This is a genomic window from Streptomyces kryoterrae, assembly GCF_054072135.1.
Window position 1 is genome coordinate 7,091,792 of record NZ_CM133358.1, and the last position, 17,174, is coordinate 7,108,965.

General features: G+C 68.8%; 20 protein-coding genes. 10 read left to right on the forward strand and 10 right to left on the reverse strand.

Translation table 11 applies throughout. The features are described 5' to 3' along the window. Positions 1 to 70 precede the first annotated feature (70 nt). Positions 71 to 856, forward strand: a complete 786-nt coding sequence (locus ACW4TU_RS31555; protein WP_457418651.1) for a sulfite exporter TauE/SafE family protein — start codon at positions 71 to 73, stop codon at positions 854 to 856. A gap of 13 nt (positions 857 to 869) precedes the next feature. Here the strand turns inward: ACW4TU_RS31555 and ACW4TU_RS31560 are convergent, their stop codons facing one another. Continuing rightward, positions 870 to 1,493, reverse strand: a complete 624-nt coding sequence (locus ACW4TU_RS31560; RefSeq protein WP_457418653.1) for a class F sortase — start codon at positions 1,491 to 1,493, stop codon at positions 870 to 872. Between the two features lie 170 nt (positions 1,494 to 1,663). Then, positions 1,664 to 2,209 (reverse strand): hypothetical protein, encoded by a 546-nt coding sequence (locus tag ACW4TU_RS31565; protein WP_457418655.1) that lies wholly within the window; start codon positions 2,207 to 2,209, stop codon positions 1,664 to 1,666. Between the two features lie 285 nt (positions 2,210 to 2,494). Between ACW4TU_RS31565 and ACW4TU_RS31570 the strand changes: the two genes are divergently transcribed. After that, a complete protein-coding gene (locus ACW4TU_RS31570; protein ID WP_457418657.1) occupies positions 2,495 to 3,106 on the forward strand; it encodes an NADPH-dependent FMN reductase in 612 nt (203 codons plus the stop codon). 125 nt (positions 3,107 to 3,231) lie between these two features. On the opposite strand, the gene ACW4TU_RS31575 is transcribed toward ACW4TU_RS31570, so the two are convergent. Continuing rightward, complete coding sequence (locus ACW4TU_RS31575) at positions 3,232 to 3,741, reverse strand: CGNR zinc finger domain-containing protein (protein ID WP_457418659.1); 510 nt, start codon at positions 3,739 to 3,741, stop codon at positions 3,232 to 3,234. Between the two features lie 110 nt (positions 3,742 to 3,851). On the opposite strand from ACW4TU_RS31575, the gene ACW4TU_RS31580 reads away from it, so the two are divergent. Together ACW4TU_RS31580 and ACW4TU_RS31585 are read left to right on the forward strand one after the other, a co-directional pair. Further along, positions 3,852 to 4,730 (forward strand): alpha/beta fold hydrolase, encoded by an 879-nt coding sequence (locus ACW4TU_RS31580; RefSeq protein ID WP_457418661.1) that lies wholly within the window; start codon positions 3,852 to 3,854, stop codon positions 4,728 to 4,730. A 146-nt stretch (positions 4,731 to 4,876) separates the two neighbouring features. Further along, positions 4,877 to 5,197, forward strand: a complete 321-nt coding sequence (locus tag ACW4TU_RS31585; RefSeq protein ID WP_457430424.1) for a hypothetical protein — start codon at positions 4,877 to 4,879, stop codon at positions 5,195 to 5,197. A gap of 75 nt (positions 5,198 to 5,272) precedes the next feature. Here the strand turns inward: ACW4TU_RS31585 and ACW4TU_RS31590 are convergent, their stop codons facing one another. Continuing rightward, on the reverse strand, positions 5,273 to 6,127 hold the full coding sequence (locus ACW4TU_RS31590) for a helix-turn-helix transcriptional regulator (protein ID WP_457418663.1): 855 nt from the start codon (positions 6,125 to 6,127) through the stop codon (positions 5,273 to 5,275). Between the two features lie 403 nt (positions 6,128 to 6,530). On the opposite strand from ACW4TU_RS31590, the gene ACW4TU_RS31595 reads away from it, so the two are divergent. After that, positions 6,531 to 7,274, forward strand: a complete 744-nt coding sequence (locus ACW4TU_RS31595) for an SDR family oxidoreductase (RefSeq protein ID WP_457418665.1) — start codon at positions 6,531 to 6,533, stop codon at positions 7,272 to 7,274. A 184-nt stretch (positions 7,275 to 7,458) separates the two neighbouring features. After that, positions 7,459 to 7,974 carry a hypothetical protein gene (locus ACW4TU_RS31600; RefSeq protein WP_457418667.1) on the forward strand — a complete coding sequence of 172 codons (516 nt, stop codon included), beginning with the start codon at positions 7,459 to 7,461 and terminating at the stop codon, positions 7,972 to 7,974. On the opposite strand, the gene ACW4TU_RS31605 is transcribed toward ACW4TU_RS31600, so the two are convergent. Further along, the gene (locus ACW4TU_RS31605; protein WP_457418669.1) at positions 7,971 to 8,159 is read right to left on the reverse strand and encodes a DUF397 domain-containing protein; all 189 of its coding nucleotides are present in this window, start codon (positions 8,157 to 8,159) and stop codon (positions 7,971 to 7,973) included. The genes ACW4TU_RS31600 and ACW4TU_RS31605 overlap by 4 nt on opposite strands. Before the next feature lie 3 nt (positions 8,160 to 8,162). After that, positions 8,163 to 9,056, reverse strand: coding sequence for a helix-turn-helix domain-containing protein (locus ACW4TU_RS31610; protein WP_457418671.1), 894 nt, complete (start codon positions 9,054 to 9,056; stop codon positions 8,163 to 8,165). Positions 9,057 to 9,248: 192 nt separating this feature from the next. On the opposite strand from ACW4TU_RS31610, the gene ACW4TU_RS31615 reads away from it, so the two are divergent. Then, on the forward strand, positions 9,249 to 9,752 hold the full coding sequence (locus tag ACW4TU_RS31615) for an ATP-binding protein (RefSeq protein WP_457418673.1): 504 nt from the start codon (positions 9,249 to 9,251) through the stop codon (positions 9,750 to 9,752). After that, positions 9,749 to 10,075, forward strand: coding sequence for an antibiotic biosynthesis monooxygenase family protein (locus ACW4TU_RS31620; protein WP_318321659.1), 327 nt, complete (start codon positions 9,749 to 9,751; stop codon positions 10,073 to 10,075). Before ACW4TU_RS31615 ends, ACW4TU_RS31620 begins: the two co-directional genes overlap by 4 nt. A 497-nt stretch (positions 10,076 to 10,572) precedes the next feature. Here the strand turns inward: ACW4TU_RS31620 and ACW4TU_RS31625 are convergent, their stop codons facing one another. After that, positions 10,573 to 11,484 (reverse strand): LysR family transcriptional regulator, encoded by a 912-nt coding sequence (locus tag ACW4TU_RS31625; RefSeq protein ID WP_457418676.1) that lies wholly within the window; start codon positions 11,482 to 11,484, stop codon positions 10,573 to 10,575. A gap of 55 nt (positions 11,485 to 11,539) precedes the next feature. On the opposite strand from ACW4TU_RS31625, the gene ACW4TU_RS31630 reads away from it, so the two are divergent. Beyond that, positions 11,540 to 12,319: an inositol monophosphatase family protein gene (locus ACW4TU_RS31630; protein ID WP_457418678.1), complete on the forward strand. Its 780-nt coding sequence runs from the start codon at positions 11,540 to 11,542 to the stop codon at positions 12,317 to 12,319. A 100-nt stretch (positions 12,320 to 12,419) separates the two neighbouring features. Here ACW4TU_RS31630 and ACW4TU_RS31635 read toward each other — a convergent pair whose 3' ends face one another. Further along, positions 12,420 to 13,622, reverse strand: a complete 1,203-nt coding sequence (locus tag ACW4TU_RS31635; RefSeq protein WP_457418680.1) for an IS110 family RNA-guided transposase — start codon at positions 13,620 to 13,622, stop codon at positions 12,420 to 12,422. Positions 13,623 to 13,831: 209 nt separating this feature from the next. On the opposite strand from ACW4TU_RS31635, the gene ACW4TU_RS31640 reads away from it, so the two are divergent. After that, on the forward strand, positions 13,832 to 14,359 hold the full coding sequence (locus ACW4TU_RS31640) for a hypothetical protein (protein WP_457418682.1): 528 nt from the start codon (positions 13,832 to 13,834) through the stop codon (positions 14,357 to 14,359). A gap of 218 nt (positions 14,360 to 14,577) precedes the next feature. Here ACW4TU_RS31640 and ACW4TU_RS31645 read toward each other — a convergent pair whose 3' ends face one another. Together ACW4TU_RS31645 and ACW4TU_RS31650 are read right to left on the reverse strand one after the other, a co-directional pair. Beyond that, a complete protein-coding gene (locus tag ACW4TU_RS31645) occupies positions 14,578 to 15,375 on the reverse strand; it encodes an SAM-dependent methyltransferase (protein ID WP_457418684.1) in 798 nt (265 codons plus the stop codon). A gap of 165 nt (positions 15,376 to 15,540) precedes the next feature. Next, on the reverse strand, positions 15,541 to 17,163 hold the full coding sequence (locus ACW4TU_RS31650; protein ID WP_457418686.1) for a M4 family metallopeptidase: 1,623 nt from the start codon (positions 17,161 to 17,163) through the stop codon (positions 15,541 to 15,543). Between the last annotated feature and the right edge of the window lie 11 nt (positions 17,164 to 17,174).

Below are 17,174 nucleotides of genomic sequence, written 5' to 3' on the forward strand. Positions count from 1 at the left end.
GTGCGGGAACGTCATGGCCGGAGCCAACCCGTGTCCTGGGCCGGTGGAAGCGCCACCTAAAATCGCGATCATGCCCGACATATCGCTGCCCATGATCGTCGCCCTCTGTGCCGCCGCCCTCGCGGCCGGCTGGATCGACGCAGTCGTGGGCGGCGGCGGCCTGCTCATGATGCCCGTACTGCTGCTGGGCCTCCCGGACACGTCGTCGGCGGCGCAGTACGCGCTCGGCACCAACAAGGCCATGGCGATCGTCGGCACCACGGGCGCGGCCGTGACGTACACACGCAAGGCGCCGGTGGACGTACGTCTGGCGGTACGCATCGGGCTGGCGGCGGTCGCCGGCTCGACGGCCGGTGCGTTCGTCGCGGCCGGCATGAGCACGGACACCCTGAAGCCGGTCATCATGGTCGTCCTGCTCGGCGTCGGCGCCTTCGTGATCTTCAAGCCCACCTTCGGTACGGCCCCGGCGACCACCCCGGTCTCCGCACGCCGCGTCCTCGCCGCGATCGGACTCGCGGGCCTGGGCATCGGCTTCTACGACGGCCTCATCGGCCCCGGCACGGGCACGTTCCTCGTCCTCGCACTCACCGCGCTGCTCCACCTCGACCTCGTGACCGCCTCCGCCACCGCCAAGATCGTCAACTGCTGTACCAACGCGGGCGCCCTCGCGATCTTCGCCTGGCAGGGCACGGTGTACTGGCAGCTGGGCGCGCTGCTGGCCGCGTTCAACCTGGTCGGCGGGATGGTGGGGGCGCGGACGGCGCTGAAGAAGGGGAGCGGGTTCGTACGGGTGGTGCTGCTGGTGGTGGTGTTCACGCTGGTGGCGAATCTGGCGTACCAGCAGTGGCTGGCGTAGTTGGCGGAGGGGCTCAGTGACCGCTGCCGGTGAGGTGGGCGAAGACGACCACGTTGCCCTCGTATCCCGTCCGGGGTGAGTAGCCGCCGCCGCAGGTGATGACGCGCAGCTCGGGGCGGGGCGCGGCGCCGTACACCCTCTCGTCCGGGAAGTGGTCCTTGTCGTACACCTCGACGGCGTCGACGGTGAAGAGAGCGGTGCTTCCGTCGAGCCGCTCGACCTCGATCGCGCCGCCCTTCTCCAGGGCGCCGAGACGGTAGAAGACGGAGGGGCCGTCGGCGTTGTCGACATGCCCGGCGACGATCGCGGTGCCCGTCTCACCGGGTGCCGTGCCGGCCTCGTACCAGCCGGCCAGGTCCTCGCGCTCGGTGGGCGGCACGTCCAGGCTGCCGGTGGGGGTGAGACTGAGGCCCATCAGGGGGGCGTTCACGCCGATGGCGGGGATGCGGATACGGAGGGGCGGGGAGGGCGGGAGCGCGGGGGCGGCGGACTCCGGGTGGGTGGGCCGTGTACGGGCCTGGGCGGCGGAGGGCTGCGGCGGGCCGTGCGTCGCGCCGCCGCTGCGCACCAGCCAGGCGCCGGAGCACAGGGCGACGACGGTGACGACGGCTATGGCGAGGTTGGCGAATCTGCGCACGAGGGCCTCCGGCCTCCTGGATGCCCCCGGTTCCACCCTGATGTCTCAGCCTGAGGTTTCGACTCGATTCCCTGATGGTTCACCCTGGCTCCCCTCCGGGCCGCGAGGGGCGTCGGGCCCGGAGGGGAGGGGGCGTGCGGTACCGGCGGACGGACGGCGGAGGACGTCCGTCAGATCCTGTCGCCTCTCGCCCGGCGATGCAGGAGCCAGGTACCGCCCGCGGCGGCGACGGCGAGAGCCGCCACACCGGCCGCGGTCTGCACGGGGTCGGGACCGAGCGCGCCACCGACCCCCGTCTTCACACTCCCCCTCGGCCGCACGGGGGGATGCGCGGGCGGCCGGGTCGAGGTGAGCGTGACAACCAGATCACCGCTGACCGGCCGACCGTTCCTGTTCCCCTTCCCGTGCCCGTCACACCGGGCGACGATCTCGTACGTCCCCGGCTGTGCGCCCGGCGGCACCCGGAACCGTCCGACGGCGACCTCCTCGTGTGTACCGGGCGCGAGAACGAAGGCCCCGGCGCCCACCGCACTGGCATCCCCGGCGGCGGTACCGCCCGCTCCGCAGGCCGTGGTGTTGACGGTGACGTGCGTACCGGGGGTGACGGTCGCCGGGTAGACCTCGAGGGAACCGCCGGTGCCTGCGTGAGCGGGCCCGGCGAGGGCGACGGCGAGCACGGAACCGGTCAGCAGACGGGCGGCGGCGGTTCGTCGCATCGGGCTTGCTCCTCCGAGAGCTCGCGAACGGGGCGTTCTGCTACCGAGGTAAGTGGCAGGGGCCCGGACGCGCTCCCTGAGGACCCGTCAGAAATACGGTGAACGGGTGGCCGGAGGCTGCCGGAAACGACCGGCGCGTCGACATTCGGGCAGGTCATGGCCGTACAGCCGGAGTGTCGCGAAAAGAACCGGATGGAGGGGTACCGGGGGTGTGAACGGGTGACCGGGGCGGAGGTGAAGGAAGGGCTTGACCTCAAGAAAGCTTGAGGTATGAGGCTGTACCGCATGCAGACACACACTGAATCCAGTGAACGCAGCGAATCTGTCGAACCCGTACGTGTGACCGTCGTCGTCGGCAGCAACCGCGAGGGCCGTTTCGGCCCGGTGGTGGCCGCCTGGCTGCTGAACCGGCTGGCGAAACGCGACGACCTCGTGGCGGAGGTCGTGGACGTCGCGGGCACGGCACTCCCGACGACGTTCGCGACCGACGCCGACGCGAAGGCCCAGCTGGCGGCGATCACCCCGAAGCTGGCGTCGGCGGACGCGTTCATCGTCCTGACCCCCGAGTACAACCACTCCTACCCGGCCGGCCTCAAGAACCTCATCGACTGGCACTACACGGAGTGGCAGGCCAAACCGGTCGCCTTCGTCTCGTACGGCGGCGTCTCCGGAGGCCTCCGCGCGGTCGAACACCTCCGCCAGGTCTTCGCGGAACTCCACGCGACGACGGTCCGGGACACGGTGTCGTTCCACAACGCGGGGGCGTCGTTCGACGAGGAGGGACAACTGAGGGACCCCTCGGGCCCGGACGCGGCGGCGAGGACGATGCTGAGTCAAGTGGTGTGGTGGGGCCGGACGTTGAGGGAGGGACGGGCGGCTCGGCCGTACGGAGGGTAGGGCGTACGGAGTCGGGGCCGCGTCGCGTCGGGGCTTGAGCGGCGACAACGCCGGTCATGGACACCGTCGTTGAGATTCACGTACCCCTTGAGGAGGCTTCTGGCGCTCGCCGGCTCACCGGGGCTCTACTCGGGCCGTGAGGTCTCCTCCCGTGTCCGGGCCTGGTGGCGGCGGGCTTTGAGTCGGTTCCCGCAGGTCTTCATCGAGCACCACCGTGCGGTGTTGGCGCGACTGCGGTCCAGAAGGAAGAGGCGGCAGTCGGGGTTCTCGCACGGCCGCAGACGGCCGGGCATGCGCTCTTTGACGTCCGCCCACGCGAGCACGAGTTCGACGGCGAGCCTGCGCTCCGGTGGCACCTCCAAGTGCCACTCGATGCCCGACACGCTGGGCTGCGGGACTTTGCGAACGCCCGCGAGGACCCGGCTCAGATGTGGCTCCGCCGACGTGTCCGCCGCCACCGCCTGGAGCGCGTCCCGGGCGGTGCGCAGCCACCCGCGCTCCTGATCGCCGCCGAGACCCCCGTGCTCCCGCGCCCACCTGTCCGCCTCGTCGTCGTCACGCCACAGGTCCTGGCGTCGGCCATCCACCACAGGGGTGCTGTTGAGCGCCTGCATCAGGGCTTGGTCGTTCAGCACGAACCTCACCTCCCATCTAACTCCATCAAGTGGTTTGACAGGTTACTCCAGAGGCGGTCTACTGAACGACGACGACAGGTAACCATCAAAAGAGGTTGAAGGGGTTAGTCATGGTTGAGGTCCGCCACCAGTACGCGACCGTGCGGGGACATCGCGTCTTCTACCGCGAGGCAGGATCCCGCGAGGCGCCCACGCTCGTACTCCTGCACGGATTCCCCTCCAGCTCGCGCATGTTCCGTCACCTCATTCCGGCGCTGGCCGATCGATTCCACGTCATCGCCCCCGACCACCTGGGCTTCGGCAACTCCGACGTCCCGCCCGTGGACGCGTTCACCTACACCTTCGACTCCCTGACCGACGTCACCGAAGCCCTCCTGGCCCAGCTCGACGTCACCCGCTACGCCGTGTACGTCCAGGACTACGGCGCACCCATCGGCTGGCGGCTGGCTCTACGCACGCCGGACGCGGTCACCGCGGTGATCACGCAGAACGGCAACGCCTACGAGGACGGCTTCGTCCCGGATTTCTGGAAGCCCGTATGGGCGTACTGCGAGGATCCGGGCCCCGAGACCGAACCCGGCGTCCGCGCCGCCCTCTCCCTCGACGCCATCCGCTGGCAGTACCTGAACGGCGTGGACCGGCCCGAGCTGGTCGACCCCGACACCTGGGCCGCCGACCACCGCGAGGTCAATCGGCGGGGCCTCGACCTCGTGCAGCTCGCCCTGTTCCGTGACTACGCCAGCAATCCACCGCTCTACCCCCAGGTGCACGCCTACTTCCGGGAACGCCAGGTTCCTCTCCTCGCGGTCTGGGGTGCGGGCGACGAGATCTTCGGCCCGGCCGGAGCACGCGCCTTCGCAAGGGACCTGCCGGACGCGGAGATCCACCTGGTTCCCGGAGGCGGACACTTCCTGCTCGAAAGCCACCTGGACACCGTGGCCGGGTACATCCGCGGGTTCCTGACGACGGTCACCGAATCGCCGGCGTGAAGCACGCGAAGAGTTCCCGGGGCGGGTGAACGGGCCCTTCAAGGCCAAGGCCAAGGTCCAGCCGGCGTTGTGGGTCCAGGGAACGCCGCCATAAGGTCACCTGCATGTCTTTACGTCTTCGTATGCGGCAAGCACTTCCGGAAGCGATGCGCGCCCGTGACAAGGTCGCGGTGAGCGCCCTGCGTTCAACCCTTGGTGCACTGGACAACACCGAGGCGGTTCCCGTGGGCGAAGCCGAACTCCGCGGGGTGGCACTTGAGTTGTCGCCGGTCGGCGTCGGCGCCACCGAAGCGTCGCGGCGCGAGTTGAGCGAGCGCGATGTGGAGGATGTCGTACGCGCAGAGGTCGCCGAACGGCTGGACGTCGCGGCGCAGTTGACCGCACCCGCGCACGCCGACCGGGCCGCGCGACTCCGTGCGGAGGCCGCCGTACTGCTTCGCTTCCTCGACGGTCCCGGCGCCGCATAGGAGATGGCGTGGCTCATTCAGATGCGATTTATGAGCGGCTGACCAACGGACCTGCTTTCGCCGTCCCCATGAGCGTCAGCCGGTAGGGAAACTGTCCGCGCCGAGGACGTTCAGCAGGGCCAGCTTGTCGTAACTGTCGGTGCCGGGCGTCGCGGTGAAGACGAGCAGGGACTGCGACTGGTCGGGATCATGCAGGTTCTGGCAGAACAGGTCGAGACGCCCGACCTGGGGGTGGACAAACCGTTTGGCGTGGCTCCAGGACAGGCCGACCTCCTGCTGGTCCCACAGCGACGCGAACTCCGTGCTTTGGCGCAGCAGGATCGCCACGAGACGGGCGGCCTGCGACCGGGGCCCTTCTCTCGTGGACGCTGCCCGCAGGATCGCGACGTGCACACGGCTGCTGAGACGGTGGTCGTCGGGGAGGTACAGCCTGCGGGCGGTCGGATCGGTGAACCAGCGGTAGGAGGCACTGCGGGCTTCCCCGGTGTAGCGGGTCTGTTCGCCGAGCAGGGCCACGGCAGGAGGCGTCTGCAGCAGTGTCTCGCCGAGGGGACCCATGACCTGTGCCGGGGTGTCCTGCAGCCGGTCCAGGATGCGCATCAGCCCTGGGTTGACGTGCTCGCTGTGCAGGTGCCGACTCGGTGTGCGGTGCCCGCACAGGAGAAACAGGTGATCGCGCTCGTCCGGCGTGAAGCGCAGCCCACGGGCGATGGCTGCCGCCATCTGCTGTGAGGGCTGCGGCCCGCTGCCACGTTCCAGGCGGGCGAAGTAGTCGGCCGACATATCGCACAGTTCGGCCACTTCCTCCCGTCGCAGCCCGCTGGCACGCCGACGCGATCCGCGGCGCAGTCCCACATCCTCCGGTTGCAGTGCCTCCCGCCGGGCACGCAGGAAGGCGCCCAGCGACGCGCGGTCCACCGTCTGCTCCATGGGCCTTCCTCCAGAGGTCACGTGCGGTCCGGACTCCGGTCGGGGCCGCCGTACACCGCCATCGTCGCAGCCGCGAGCGGCCTCAACCACTGACTGCGAGTCAGTGGTTGAGCGGGCCCTTCATCCGCGCGCCCGGGTGCCGTCCACTGGTCGTTGTGGAACGGCGCAACGCGTTCCGCGAAGACGCACTCCGCGACGGCGCAACGCGTTCCGCCACGACCGGGGAGGGCGCCGGGAACTCCTTCACCCACCGCGCCCCTTCCCGACCTTGCCGCACTCGACGCACGGCCACGACCGGGCCGGCTACGTCATGACGCCCGCCGACTGGCCGACCGACCTCCCCTCCCTCCACTCACCCTTCACCTCACCTCAACTCACCACCAACCGCAGCAGGAGAAACCCCATGAATCCCACAGGCAACACCGTCCTCGTCGCCGGAGCGACCTCCGGCATCGGCCTCGGCCTCGCGCTGCGGCTGCACACGGCAGGCAACCGGGTCATCGTCTCCGGACGCCGCGAGGACAGGCTGGCGCAGATCGTCGCGGAGAACCCCGGCGTCGAGTCCGTCGTACTCGACACCACCGACCCGGTCGCCGTCCAGGACGTCACCGCGCAACTGCTGCAACGCTTTCCCGACCTGAACGTCTTGGTCGCGATGGCCGGCATCATGCTGCCGGAGGACCTGCACAACAGTGGTTTCCTCGCCACGGCGGAAGCGACCGTGGCAACCAACTTCCTCGGCCCCGTCCGCCTCATCGCCGCGCTGACCGAGCACCTCGCCACCCGGCCGCAGGCGACGATCATGACAGTGTCCTCCGGGCTGGCATTCGTCCCCCTGCCGATCACCCCGACCTACAACGCCACCAAGGCCGCCGTCCACTCCTTCACCGAAAGCCTGCGCGTCCAGCTGGCCGACACGGCCATCGACGTCCTGGAACTGGTGCCCCCGGCGGTGCGCACCGCCCTGATGGGACAGGAGGAGTCGGACAACGCCATGCCCCTCGACGCCTTCCTCGACGAGGTCATGGGCATCCTCGGATCCAACGCCCGACCGAACGAGATCCTCGTCAAGGCGGTCGAGCCCCTGCGATTCGCCGAGGCCCGCGGCCAGTACGCCGACGTGCTGCACATGCTGTCCAGCCACTGACGAACTGTGTCCGGCTACGCGGCTGGCAGTTGTCCGTCGCCGGCGCGGAGGACACCCAGTTCCTCCGGCCACAGGGCCACAACGAGCCCGCAACGGGTCGGCGGCGGCGCCGCAGCTCGACGCGGATCGTCCCTACCATCCCGTATACAGGGGTACGCATAGTGACCCCGGGTCAGGGGGCACCGTGAAGGCGACAGTTTTGTGGCCGTTGGTCCAGCGCGTCGGCGGTGCTCTCGCTGCCTGTGCGGCCCTGGCCGCAACCTCGGGGTGCACGGTCCCTGTTGACGCCGTCACCGGCATCTCGGTGTCCGAGGACGGTCATCTGGTCGGCGTCATGATGGTCTGCGGGCATCACATCGACGGTGCGACTCTCTACGTGGACAGCAGCGACGTCGACAGCCAGGTGGCGGTCGGTTCATGGACCGCTGCACGGCCGCTCAAGGCCGGTTTCGCCACCTGGATCCTCGATGAGCCTGCCGTCGGCTGGACCGCGACGACAGCTCTCAAACCCCTTACCGCGAAGACCACTTACACGCTCTACGGCTGGACCAAGGACAACTCGCGGTCGGCGAGCACCGTCTCCTTCACCCTGACCGACCGTGACCGGCTCACGCCGGGAACGGTCCGCTACGAGGGCGACGAATCCACGGACACCGTCCCGATGGCGGAGTTCAAAGCCAGGGCCTGCGAGGACAGTTAACCAATACGGTCGTCTGTGACGGCGGCTCGGAACGTCTCCCAGGTGGTGGGGTGGAGGCGGAGGGGCGGGCTCAGGGGGGCCTTGGAGTCGCGTATCGCGATGGTGGCGGGGATGTTGGTTGCTACCTCGACGCACTCGTCCTTGTCGTCGCTGTAGCTGGACTTGCGGAACTGGAAATCGGGCACGGCTCAGAGATCCTTGCTGAGGTTGTGGATGAACGAGAGGGATTCTCGTTCATCCAGGGAGCGGGAGGCGATCAGCTCGAACAACTCGTCGTACGCCGCCGCTCCTTCCCCGCCTTCGACCCACGTCTGTTTGAACGCGGCTTCGGAGTAGACGACGTCCATGGCTCCGGGCTCGGCGAACGAGATGATGTTGAACGAACCGTTCAGCCCTTGATGCGTGCCGTTGCTGAAGGGAAACACCCGGAGGGTGATGCTCGGCAGGTCGGCGATCTTCGTCAGGTGTTCGAGTTGTCCGCGCGCTGTCTCCACGTCCCCGGGAAGGTTCCGCAACACGGATTCGTAGAGCACCGTCCGTAGGGCGAGCGGCGGATCGTCGGTGAGCCGCTCCTGCCGCGCGAGTCGCGCCGAGATGAACTCCTCGTCGGGGTCCCGGCGGTGGGCCACTGTCGCAGTGTCGGCGGGGGAACTCCTCAACGCCCTTACGTATGCGGGAGTTTGCAGCAGGCCGGGGATGAAGGCAGGCTGCCATGCCCTGATGCTCGTCGCCGCGTTCTCCAGCGCGACGTATTCCTGCATGGTGCCGAGCATCGCGTAGTCGTCCCACCAGCCGCTCGCCTTGCGCCGCTCGCGGTCGATCCTCGCCAACTCCAGCAGCCCTCCGACGGTCCCCGGGTCGTGGACGCCGTACAGCTCGCACAGAGCCCGGATGTCCGGGTCGCGCACAGGTACCCAGCCGCCCTCCAGCTTCGCGACCTTTGCCGTCGAGGCGGAAAGTGCCTTCGCGGCCTGCGGCTGGGTGAGGCCGACCGCTGCACGGAGCTTGAGGAGTTCGGCTCCAAGCCTGCGTCCCAGAACGCTGGTTGTGCTGTTCCCCTGCCGCGCCTGACTTGCTGTCACCTGCTGCTCCTTCGGTGCTGTGCGCGGTCAGTCTGCTGTGTGCTGGGGCGGGGTGGCAAACACGATCGGTGGATATCTTCCGGGTAGAGGTTGAATGAAGTGCGCCATGCCGCTACCTTCCGTGGTGAACCGATCGCAGAGTGGCGTCAGTTGATGTGTGGCGCAGCTCCCCCCTGCCCGAAAGTGACCCCCATGACCGAGGATGCCCCCCTTCGATACGACCGCCTCGACTACACGCCCTTCCCGAAGAGCGTCACCCTCGCCCGCCACCGTGCCCACCGTCTCCTCACCGACTGGGGTCACCCCGAACTCGCGCCCGACATCGCCCTGTTGGTCTCCGAGCTCGGCGGCAACGCCGTACTGCACGGGTGTCTCCGGGACCGTTTCTTCCGAGTCGAGCTCGCCCTTACGGAGCACGTGGTGCGCGTCAGCGTCTCCGACCCCCGGGGCGAGTTACTGCCGCGTGCGCGCGAAGCTGCCCCCGATGAGATGTTCGGCCGGGGACTGCTGATCGTCGATGCCGTCGCCGACCGCTGGGGCGTGACCGAACTGACCGTCGGCAAGCTCGTCTGGTGCGAGCTGGACGTCGTACGCGCCGCAGATCAGGCGACGAACGAGCAGGAGTCGCGCCCTCTGTCCGTGCCTGCCCCCACGCGAAACCGTCAGCGACCCCCTGCGGCAAGATGGGCCTCATGAGCATCGTAAAGATCAACGTACTCACGGTTCCCGAAGAGCAGCGCGAGGTGCTGGAGAAGCGGTTCGCGTCGCGGGCCGGTGCCGTCGAGGGGTCGGACGGGTTCGAGTGGTTCGAGCTGCTTCGGCCTGTCGAGGGCACCGACAGCTACCTGGTGTACACGCGGTGGCGCAGCGAAGAGGACTTCCAGGCCTGGATGGCGGGCCCGATGCAGTCGGCGCACCGCCCCGCGTCCCCGGGCGGGGAGCAGCCCAAGCCCGCCGCGTCCGGATCGACGCTCTGGTCCTTCGAAGTGGTCCAGCAGGCAGCCCCGAAGCAGGGCTGAGCCCTCCATTGCGGCGCGCCGAGCCGCAACGCATCAGCCGTTCTCGGCGCGCCGCAACGGATCGCGTGGCGATGAGGAACCGATCGACGTCGCCCTGAAAACCTCAGCTTGCGTCAGATCCGCCGGCCGATGCCCGGCGCCGCGGACTCCGCACCGCCGCGCCGCCGTTTGACCTCGCACCCGTGCCGGTGACCCTGGCCTGGCAGCAGCGTTACGGCAATGACAGGGCCCACGCGTGGCTCCGCGCTCAGGTGCGCGACTCTTTCGCCGCCCTTCTCGGGCACCGGTACACGACAGGCGCCGACGCGGCCGAAGCGAGGCGGCCCGACGTCGGAACGGCGACGCGGTGCCGGACGGTACCCGTGGCCGCGCAGGCGATTGCGTTTGAGTAATTTATCGAGTCAGTTACTTGCACTTGATGTTAAGTCGAGAACTCCCTAGCGTTCTCGGCATGAACCTCACCGTCCTCGTGGCCTCAGGGCCAACCGGAATCGCCCTCACCCGACAGGCGCTGCGACGTGGATCTCCTCGAACGACGCCCGGACCTGCTCGCGGAGCCAGGCGTGGGCGGGGTCGGAATCGTAGCGCTGGTGCCAGTTGCAGTTGATCGTCGCCGCCGGGGACTCGAACGGCAGCGGCAGGGCGAGGAGCCCGAACGCCTCGATGAGCGGGCGGCCGAGGATCTCCGTGCAGGTGACCAGCGCGTCGCCCCGGGCGGCGATCTGCAGGGCGGTGGACACCGTCGCCACCGCCGCGACCACCCGGCGCCGCAGGCCTTCGGCGGCCAGCATCTCGTCGATCGGCGCGGTGAGGCGGCCACGCCGGGAGATCACCACATGTGGCTGCGCCGCGTAGGACGCCAGGTCGAGTCCGGCGGCGCAAGGGTGGCCCGCGCGCATCGCCACGACGAGCCGATCGTCGCCGAGCGGCTCGGACCGGAACTCGGGCAGACGGGGCCTCCCGCCGCCGAGTTCCAGATCGACGCGGCCGTGTCGCAGGTCGTCGGTGTCGACGGAGTTCTCCGCCAGCACCCGCAGCTGCACCCCGGAAGCCCGCTGCTGGATCCTCTCGACCAGTACCGGTACCAGTGACGCGGCTGCCGCGTCGTGACACCGGATCGCGAAGGTGCGATCCAGCTCGGCCAGGTCCAGCTCGCGGGTCGGCGAGAGCACTTCGTGCGCTTGCCTGACCAGCCGGTGCACGTCCTCCCGTACCGACATCGCGTACGGGGTGGGAGTCATCGAGTGGCCGGTGCGCACCAGGATGTCGTCCCCGGTGACGGTACGAAGCCGGCCGAGGGTGCGGCTGACCGCGGGCGAGGACAGGTGCAGCCGCTCGGCCGCGCCCATCACGCTGCCCTCTTCGAGCAGGGCGTTCAGCACGGTCAGCAGATTCAAGTCCAATTGCATAAGAGTAAAGCTTAACAAGACATAGATTCACTTCACTCAACTCCAGGGGTATCCCATGAGTCAGGAACTGCTTACCGCCACCGTCGCCGCCGTCCGCCTCGCCGGCGCCCGGATGATGACGCGCTATTCCACCGAGTCCCGTCAGCCCGGGCTCTCCGAACTGCTCGTGAACCTCCAGGCCAATGACGCGGCCGTTGTCGACACGTTGCGCCCGGCGTTGACCGAGGCCCTGCCGGGCGCGGGCTGGCTCAACGACGAGCACGGATCGGGACCGCTGGCCATGGGTGAGTGGTGGCTCATCGACCCGGTCGGTGGCAACGTCAACGCCGTGCACGGCATGCCCGACTGGAACATCGGCGTGAGCCTCGTCCGTGACGGCCGCCCGGTGCTGGCGGTGGTCTACTTCCCGGCCCTGGACGAGATGTTCACCGCGACCGAGGGTGGCGGGGCGTTCCTCAACGGCGTACGGCTGCGGGTCTCGGTCAAGACGTCGTTGGACGGCGCACTGGCCGGGACCGGCCAGGCCAAGCCGGGGCATGACCCCGAGCTCGCGAAGCGGATGGGCTCCGCCTTCGCCGCGATGACGAACGCCGCCCTTTATGTGCGGATCTCCGTACCGGTGACCCAACATCTCGCCCAGGTCGCCGCAGGCCGGATGGACCTGCACTGGCAGTTCGACAACGTCCGGTCCCATGCGGCAGGCGTGCTCCTTGTCCAGGAGGCCGGCGGCGTCGTCACCGACATGGAGGGCAAACCGTGGGAACTGGCCGGCCAGAGCTACCTCGCCGCCGCGCCGGGTGTGCACGCCGCCGCGCTGGAAGTACTCAACGCCTGAGGGAAGCCCGGATCCGTCTCCTCCGCAGTGCCGCCACGAACGGCGTTGAAGGTGCCGGTGCACACACGCCCTCCGCAGACAAGGAATCTCAATGATCGTGTCAAGCCGCCTGTGTGACGGGCGGGGCGGAGGTGAACAGCCTCTTGTCACGCAGCATGGCCCACAGCACGTCGACCCGTCGCCGGGCGAGCGCGAGCAGGGCTTGGGTGTGCAGCAGTCCTTCGGACCTCTTCCTGAGGTAGTAGTCGCGGGACGGTCCGGGCCGCATCATCGCGGTCTGCGCGGCCATGTAGAAGATGTGCCGCAGACGCCGGTTGTATCGCTTGGGCCGGTGGTAGTTACCGGTGCGGCGGCCGGAGTCCCGGGCGACCGGTGCCAGGCCGGCGTGCGAGGCGAGACGGCCGGCGTCGCGGTAGCCGGACAGATCGCCGACGATGGCGACGAACTCGGCGCCCAGGATCGGGCCCATGCCCGGCATGGATTCGATGATCTCGGCGCGTTCGTCGGTGCGGAAGGCTTCGCGGATCTCCCGGTCGTTGTCCTTGATCCGCTCGTCCAGGGCAAGGAGCTGGTGGGAGAGGTCACAGACCAGCTTGGCGGCCCGTTTCTCACCGGGCAGAGCGGTCATCTGCGAGTGGGCGGCCTCGACGGCCTTCGCGGCGACTTCAGCGGCACCACGGACCTTGCGTCGTTCCAGCCAGGTTGTCAGGCGCTTGACGCCGATCCGGCGCAGGGCGGCGGGGGTCTGGTACTCGGTCAGCATGACGACCGGGCCCTTGGCCGCGGAGTAGTCGAAGGCTCTCTCCAAGGCCGGGCAGATGCCCACCAGCAGATCGCGGAGCCGGTTGATCAGCCGCACCCGATCTCCGATCAGGTCGGCCCGGTAGCGGGTCAGCAGCTGGAGGGTCGAAACGAGCTCCGGCGGTGTGTCCAGCGGGGCGAAGTCCCGCCGCATCCGTGCCTGGTCAGCGATGACTCGGGCGTCTTTGGCATCGGTTTTGCCCTCGCCCCGGTAGGCGCCGGTCATCCGGTTGACCGTGCGGCCGGGCACGTAGACGACCTGCTGGCCGTGTGCGATCAGCAGGGCCAGCAGCAAGGTGGAGGCGCGTCCCGAGATGTCCACCGCCCATCGCACCTCGTCGGCCCGTTCCCGGGCCGTCCCGATGAGAGTCAGGATCTGGGCTTCGTCGTTGATCACCTTCGTCGAGAACAGCGTCTCGCCGTCGGCGTCGACCGCAACCGCCCAGTGATGCCCCTTGCCGGCGTCGATGCCGACCCATATCCGCGCCTGCCGCGTGCTCAACCCCATCGCTCCGTATCCCTCGTGACCAGCACTTCATGGCCCGAAGAACACCCCGCCGACAGGTCCCTAACCAGCGATGACCGCAGTTCTCAATCAGTGGTCGGAGCGTCCCGGAGGACCGGGCGGCCATTCCTCGTGAGCCATCAACGGCAAACAACCATCAGCCACACCCGGTCCTCCCGGACCGCCTCACATTCTTAGGGACAACCATGAGTACCCTCACCACGCCCCGAACCACCCCACCGGCACGGGGGAACCTGGTCCGCTGGCGCATCTCGGCTCGGCTGCGCAAGAGCGTCCTGGTCACGCATGTCGTGTCGGCGGGAGCCTGGATCGGCATAGATGTCATCTCCACCGTTCTGGTGGCGATCGGCTGGGTACGCGCGGGCGACGACCGCACCGCCGTATACCGGGCACTGGCGGACTTCTTCGTCGTTCCCCTACTGTTGTCGGCTCTCGTGGCGGGGGTGGTCTGCCTTGTCACCGGTGTCCTGCTGGGGCTGGCGACGAAGTGGGGACTCGTTCGCTACCGGTGGGTCGCGGTGAAACTGGCCCTCAACGTCATCGCCTGTGTGATGCTGCTGGCGTTCCTGGGCCCGATCACCGAACTCGCCTCGGGCGAACAGCCGTTGCGGGACATCTGGTTCGTCGCGTTCCTCGCCGCCACCGCGATGGTGTTCCTGAGTTTCGCGATGGTGCTCTCGGTCTTCAAGCCGTGGGGCAGGGTCCGCACGTAGTTCTCGCCGGGTCGGCACCGAGCGGGGGCGCGGAACAGGAAGACCTGAGAACCAATCACGCGGCGAAGTTCGGCGGGGTCGGTGGGCACCTGCCCACCGACCCCGCCGAACACACCGCGGCGCGACCCCGCTCCGGTGTCCTGGCCATCGCCGGACACCGCGATCGCACCACCACCACTACCGAACCCCAGCTCGGTCCTGGAGAGCGATCGATCTGGTCAGGGCTTCCGCCCCAGCCCCCCATGCTGCCCAATAGCCGGCGCCGCCACCCCGGACGCGTTCGGCTCCGGCCGCCACAACGGCACCGAGACCACCCCCGGCTCGACCAGTTCAAGCCCCTCGAAGTACGCCTCGATCTGGTCCACCGGCCGCAGGAAATACGGCACCGCGCCCGTCTCGTTGTACGCGTCCTGGGCCTGCTCGTAGGCGGGGTCCGTGCCCCGGGAGCCCTCGTTCAGGGAGAGGTAGCTGCCCGACGGGAGGCCCGCCATCAGGTCGCGGACGATGCCGCGGGCCACCTCGTGGTCCGCCACGTGGCCCAGGATGCCGCTCAGGATCAGTGCTGTCGGGCGGGAGAGGTCGAGCGTCCTGGCCGCCGCCTCCAGGATGCGGTCCGTGTCGTACAGCTCGGCGTCCACGTAGTCCGTCGCGCCCTCGGGAGTCGACGTGAGGAGCGCTCGGGCGTGGGTCAGGACCAGCGGGTCGTGGTCCACGTACACGATGCGCGCGTCGGGAGCGACCGACTGGGCCACCTCGTGCGTGTTGTCCACCGTCGGCAGGCCCGTGCCGACGTCCAGGAACTGGCGGATGCCCGCCTCCCCGGCCAGATGGCGGATCGTACGGCCCAGGAACGCGCGGCTGCTGCGCGCGATCGTGACGATGCCGGGGAAGACGGCGGTGTACGCGTCGCCGGCCGCCTCGTCGACGGGGTAGTTGTCCTTGCCGCCCAGCCAGTAGTTCCAGATGCGGGCGGAGTGCGGTACCGAGGTATCGATCCTCTGTTCGGATTCGGACATGCCGGCATCGTCTCCTCGGTCGCAGCGGACGCGTTGGTGCAGGGTTCAACTTAAGGCCCGAGGTCAACCTTACGTATTCCGCTTGCCCGAGTCAGCACGCGACCCGGTGGTCACCCCGGCGAACTTCCCGGGGTGACCACCAGTCACACGTCTCCGATCTCCGGATCAGCCCACCGACACCGCACTCCAGGCGGCGCCCACCGCCGCGTACTCCGTGCTGCTCGTCCCGTACAGATCACGCGCCGCGTTCAGCGTGGCCGTGCGCGCACCCGCGTAGTTCGTCGACGACGTCATGTACGTGGTCAGCGCCTTGTACCAGATCGCGCCCAGCTTGTCCCGGCCGATGCCCGCGACCGTCGAGCCGTTGCACGTAGGGGAGTTGTAGCTGACACCGTTCAGTGTCTTGGCGCCGCTGCCCTCCGAGAGGAGGTACGCGAAGTGGTTCGCCACGCCCGAGGAGTAGTGCACGTCCAGGTTCCCGACGCCCGAACTCCAGCAGTTGGCCGAGTTGTTGTCCTTCGACGGCTGGTCCATGTAGCGAAGTGCCGACCGGCCGAAGCCCGACTTGACGATCTTCTCGCCGATCAAGTAGTCGCCGAGGTCGGTGGAGTTGGCCGCGTTGAACTCCACCAGCGTGCCGAAGATGTCCGACGTCGCCTCGTTCAGGCCGCCCGGCTCGCCCGAGTACGTCAGGTTGGCCGTCGACGACGTCACGCCGTGCGTCATCTCGTGCCCGGCAACGTCCAGCGAGACCAGCGGACCGAACGTCGTACCGTCACCGTCGCCGTACGTCATGCAGAAGCAACTGTTGTCCCAGAAAGCGTTGTTGTAGCTGTTGCCGTAGTGCACGCGGTTGTACGAGCCGACCCCGTTGCCCTTGATGCCGCTGCGCCCGAACGTGTCCTTGTAGTAGTCCCACGTCTCGTCGGTGCCGTACTGCGCGTCAACCGCCGCCGAGGCCCGGTCCGTTGTCGCACCCGTGCCCCAGTGGTTGTCCGCGTCCGTGAAGAGCGTCGCAGGGGCGCGGACGATGCAGATGCCGAAGATGCACAGGTCGGTGCCGTTGGCGGCGTCGCCCGTGTACGTGTTGCCGCGCGTCGGGTCCTTCAGCTGGTACGTCGATCCGGAGACCGTCGTCTCCAGCGGAACCGTGCCGCCGTACAGGGACCGGCCGTCCCCCGTCGCCGTCTCGATGCTGTCCCAGGCGTCGATCTGGGCGCCCGTGCGCGCGTCGGTCAGCACGGTCCGGGCGACCGGGTTGCCGGCCGGGTCCAGGGCCACCGCGTTCGTCCGCCAGGCGAGCCTGGGGGCGCCGTGCAGGGCGTCAACCACCAGCTGCGGCTTGGAGGTTGCCTTCTTCAGTGCCTCGCCCCGGTTCGCCGCGCGCAGCGCCGAGGTCGCCAGGTCGGCGGCCTTCGGGGCGGACACCGACGGGCTGATCGTGGACAGGGACATCGGGCGGGTCGTGGCGCGGCTCGCGCTCCGGTAGGTGCCGCTCGGTGTCAGGTGGACCACGAAGTCGCCGCCCAGAACAGGGAGTTGACGGTACGTGCGGTCGTAGCGGACGTGCTGGCTGCCGTCCTTGTCGATGACGACGTCCCGAACTGTGGTGCCCTGTACGGAGGTCAGGCCCAGGTGAGCGGCCTGGTCCACGAGTGCCGTGACCCCGTTCCTGATCGCGGTGTCCCTGGTCGGCCTGTCGGCCGCGTCGGCGGTGGGGGAGAGCGCGGCGGCCAGCAGGACGGCGGTGGTGGCGGCTGTACCGGCCGCGGCGAGACGGGAGGTCATCGGTCTCCTTG

Bases quoted from the DNA above. Each gene is read 5' to 3' on its own strand.
- ACW4TU_RS31555 (WP_457418651.1), top strand. From the start codon at position 71: ATGCCCGACATATCGCTGCCCATGATCGTCGCCCTCTGTGCCGCCGCC.
- ACW4TU_RS31565 (WP_457418655.1), bottom strand. From the start codon at position 2,209: ATGCGACGAACCGCCGCCGCCCGTCTGCTGACCGGTTCCGTGCTCGCC.
- ACW4TU_RS31570 (WP_457418657.1), top strand. From the start codon at position 2,495: ATGCAGACACACACTGAATCCAGTGAACGCAGCGAATCTGTCGAACCC.
- ACW4TU_RS31580 (WP_457418661.1), top strand. From the start codon at position 3,852: ATGGTTGAGGTCCGCCACCAGTACGCGACCGTGCGGGGACATCGCGTC.
- ACW4TU_RS31585 (WP_457430424.1), top strand. From the start codon at position 4,877: ATGCGCGCCCGTGACAAGGTCGCGGTGAGCGCCCTGCGTTCAACCCTT.
- ACW4TU_RS31590 (WP_457418663.1), bottom strand. From the start codon at position 6,127: ATGGAGCAGACGGTGGACCGCGCGTCGCTGGGCGCCTTCCTGCGTGCC.
- ACW4TU_RS31595 (WP_457418665.1), top strand. From the start codon at position 6,531: ATGAATCCCACAGGCAACACCGTCCTCGTCGCCGGAGCGACCTCCGGC.
- ACW4TU_RS31615 (WP_457418673.1), top strand. From the start codon at position 9,249: ATGACCGAGGATGCCCCCCTTCGATACGACCGCCTCGACTACACGCCC.
- ACW4TU_RS31620 (WP_318321659.1), top strand. From the start codon at position 9,749: ATGAGCATCGTAAAGATCAACGTACTCACGGTTCCCGAAGAGCAGCGC.
- ACW4TU_RS31625 (WP_457418676.1), bottom strand. From the start codon at position 11,484: ATGCAATTGGACTTGAATCTGCTGACCGTGCTGAACGCCCTGCTCGAA.
- ACW4TU_RS31630 (WP_457418678.1), top strand. From the start codon at position 11,540: ATGAGTCAGGAACTGCTTACCGCCACCGTCGCCGCCGTCCGCCTCGCC.
- ACW4TU_RS31640 (WP_457418682.1), top strand. From the start codon at position 13,832: ATGAGTACCCTCACCACGCCCCGAACCACCCCACCGGCACGGGGGAAC.
- ACW4TU_RS31645 (WP_457418684.1), bottom strand. From the start codon at position 15,375: ATGTCCGAATCCGAACAGAGGATCGATACCTCGGTACCGCACTCCGCC.
- ACW4TU_RS31650 (WP_457418686.1), bottom strand. From the start codon at position 17,163: ATGACCTCCCGTCTCGCCGCGGCCGGTACAGCCGCCACCACCGCCGTC.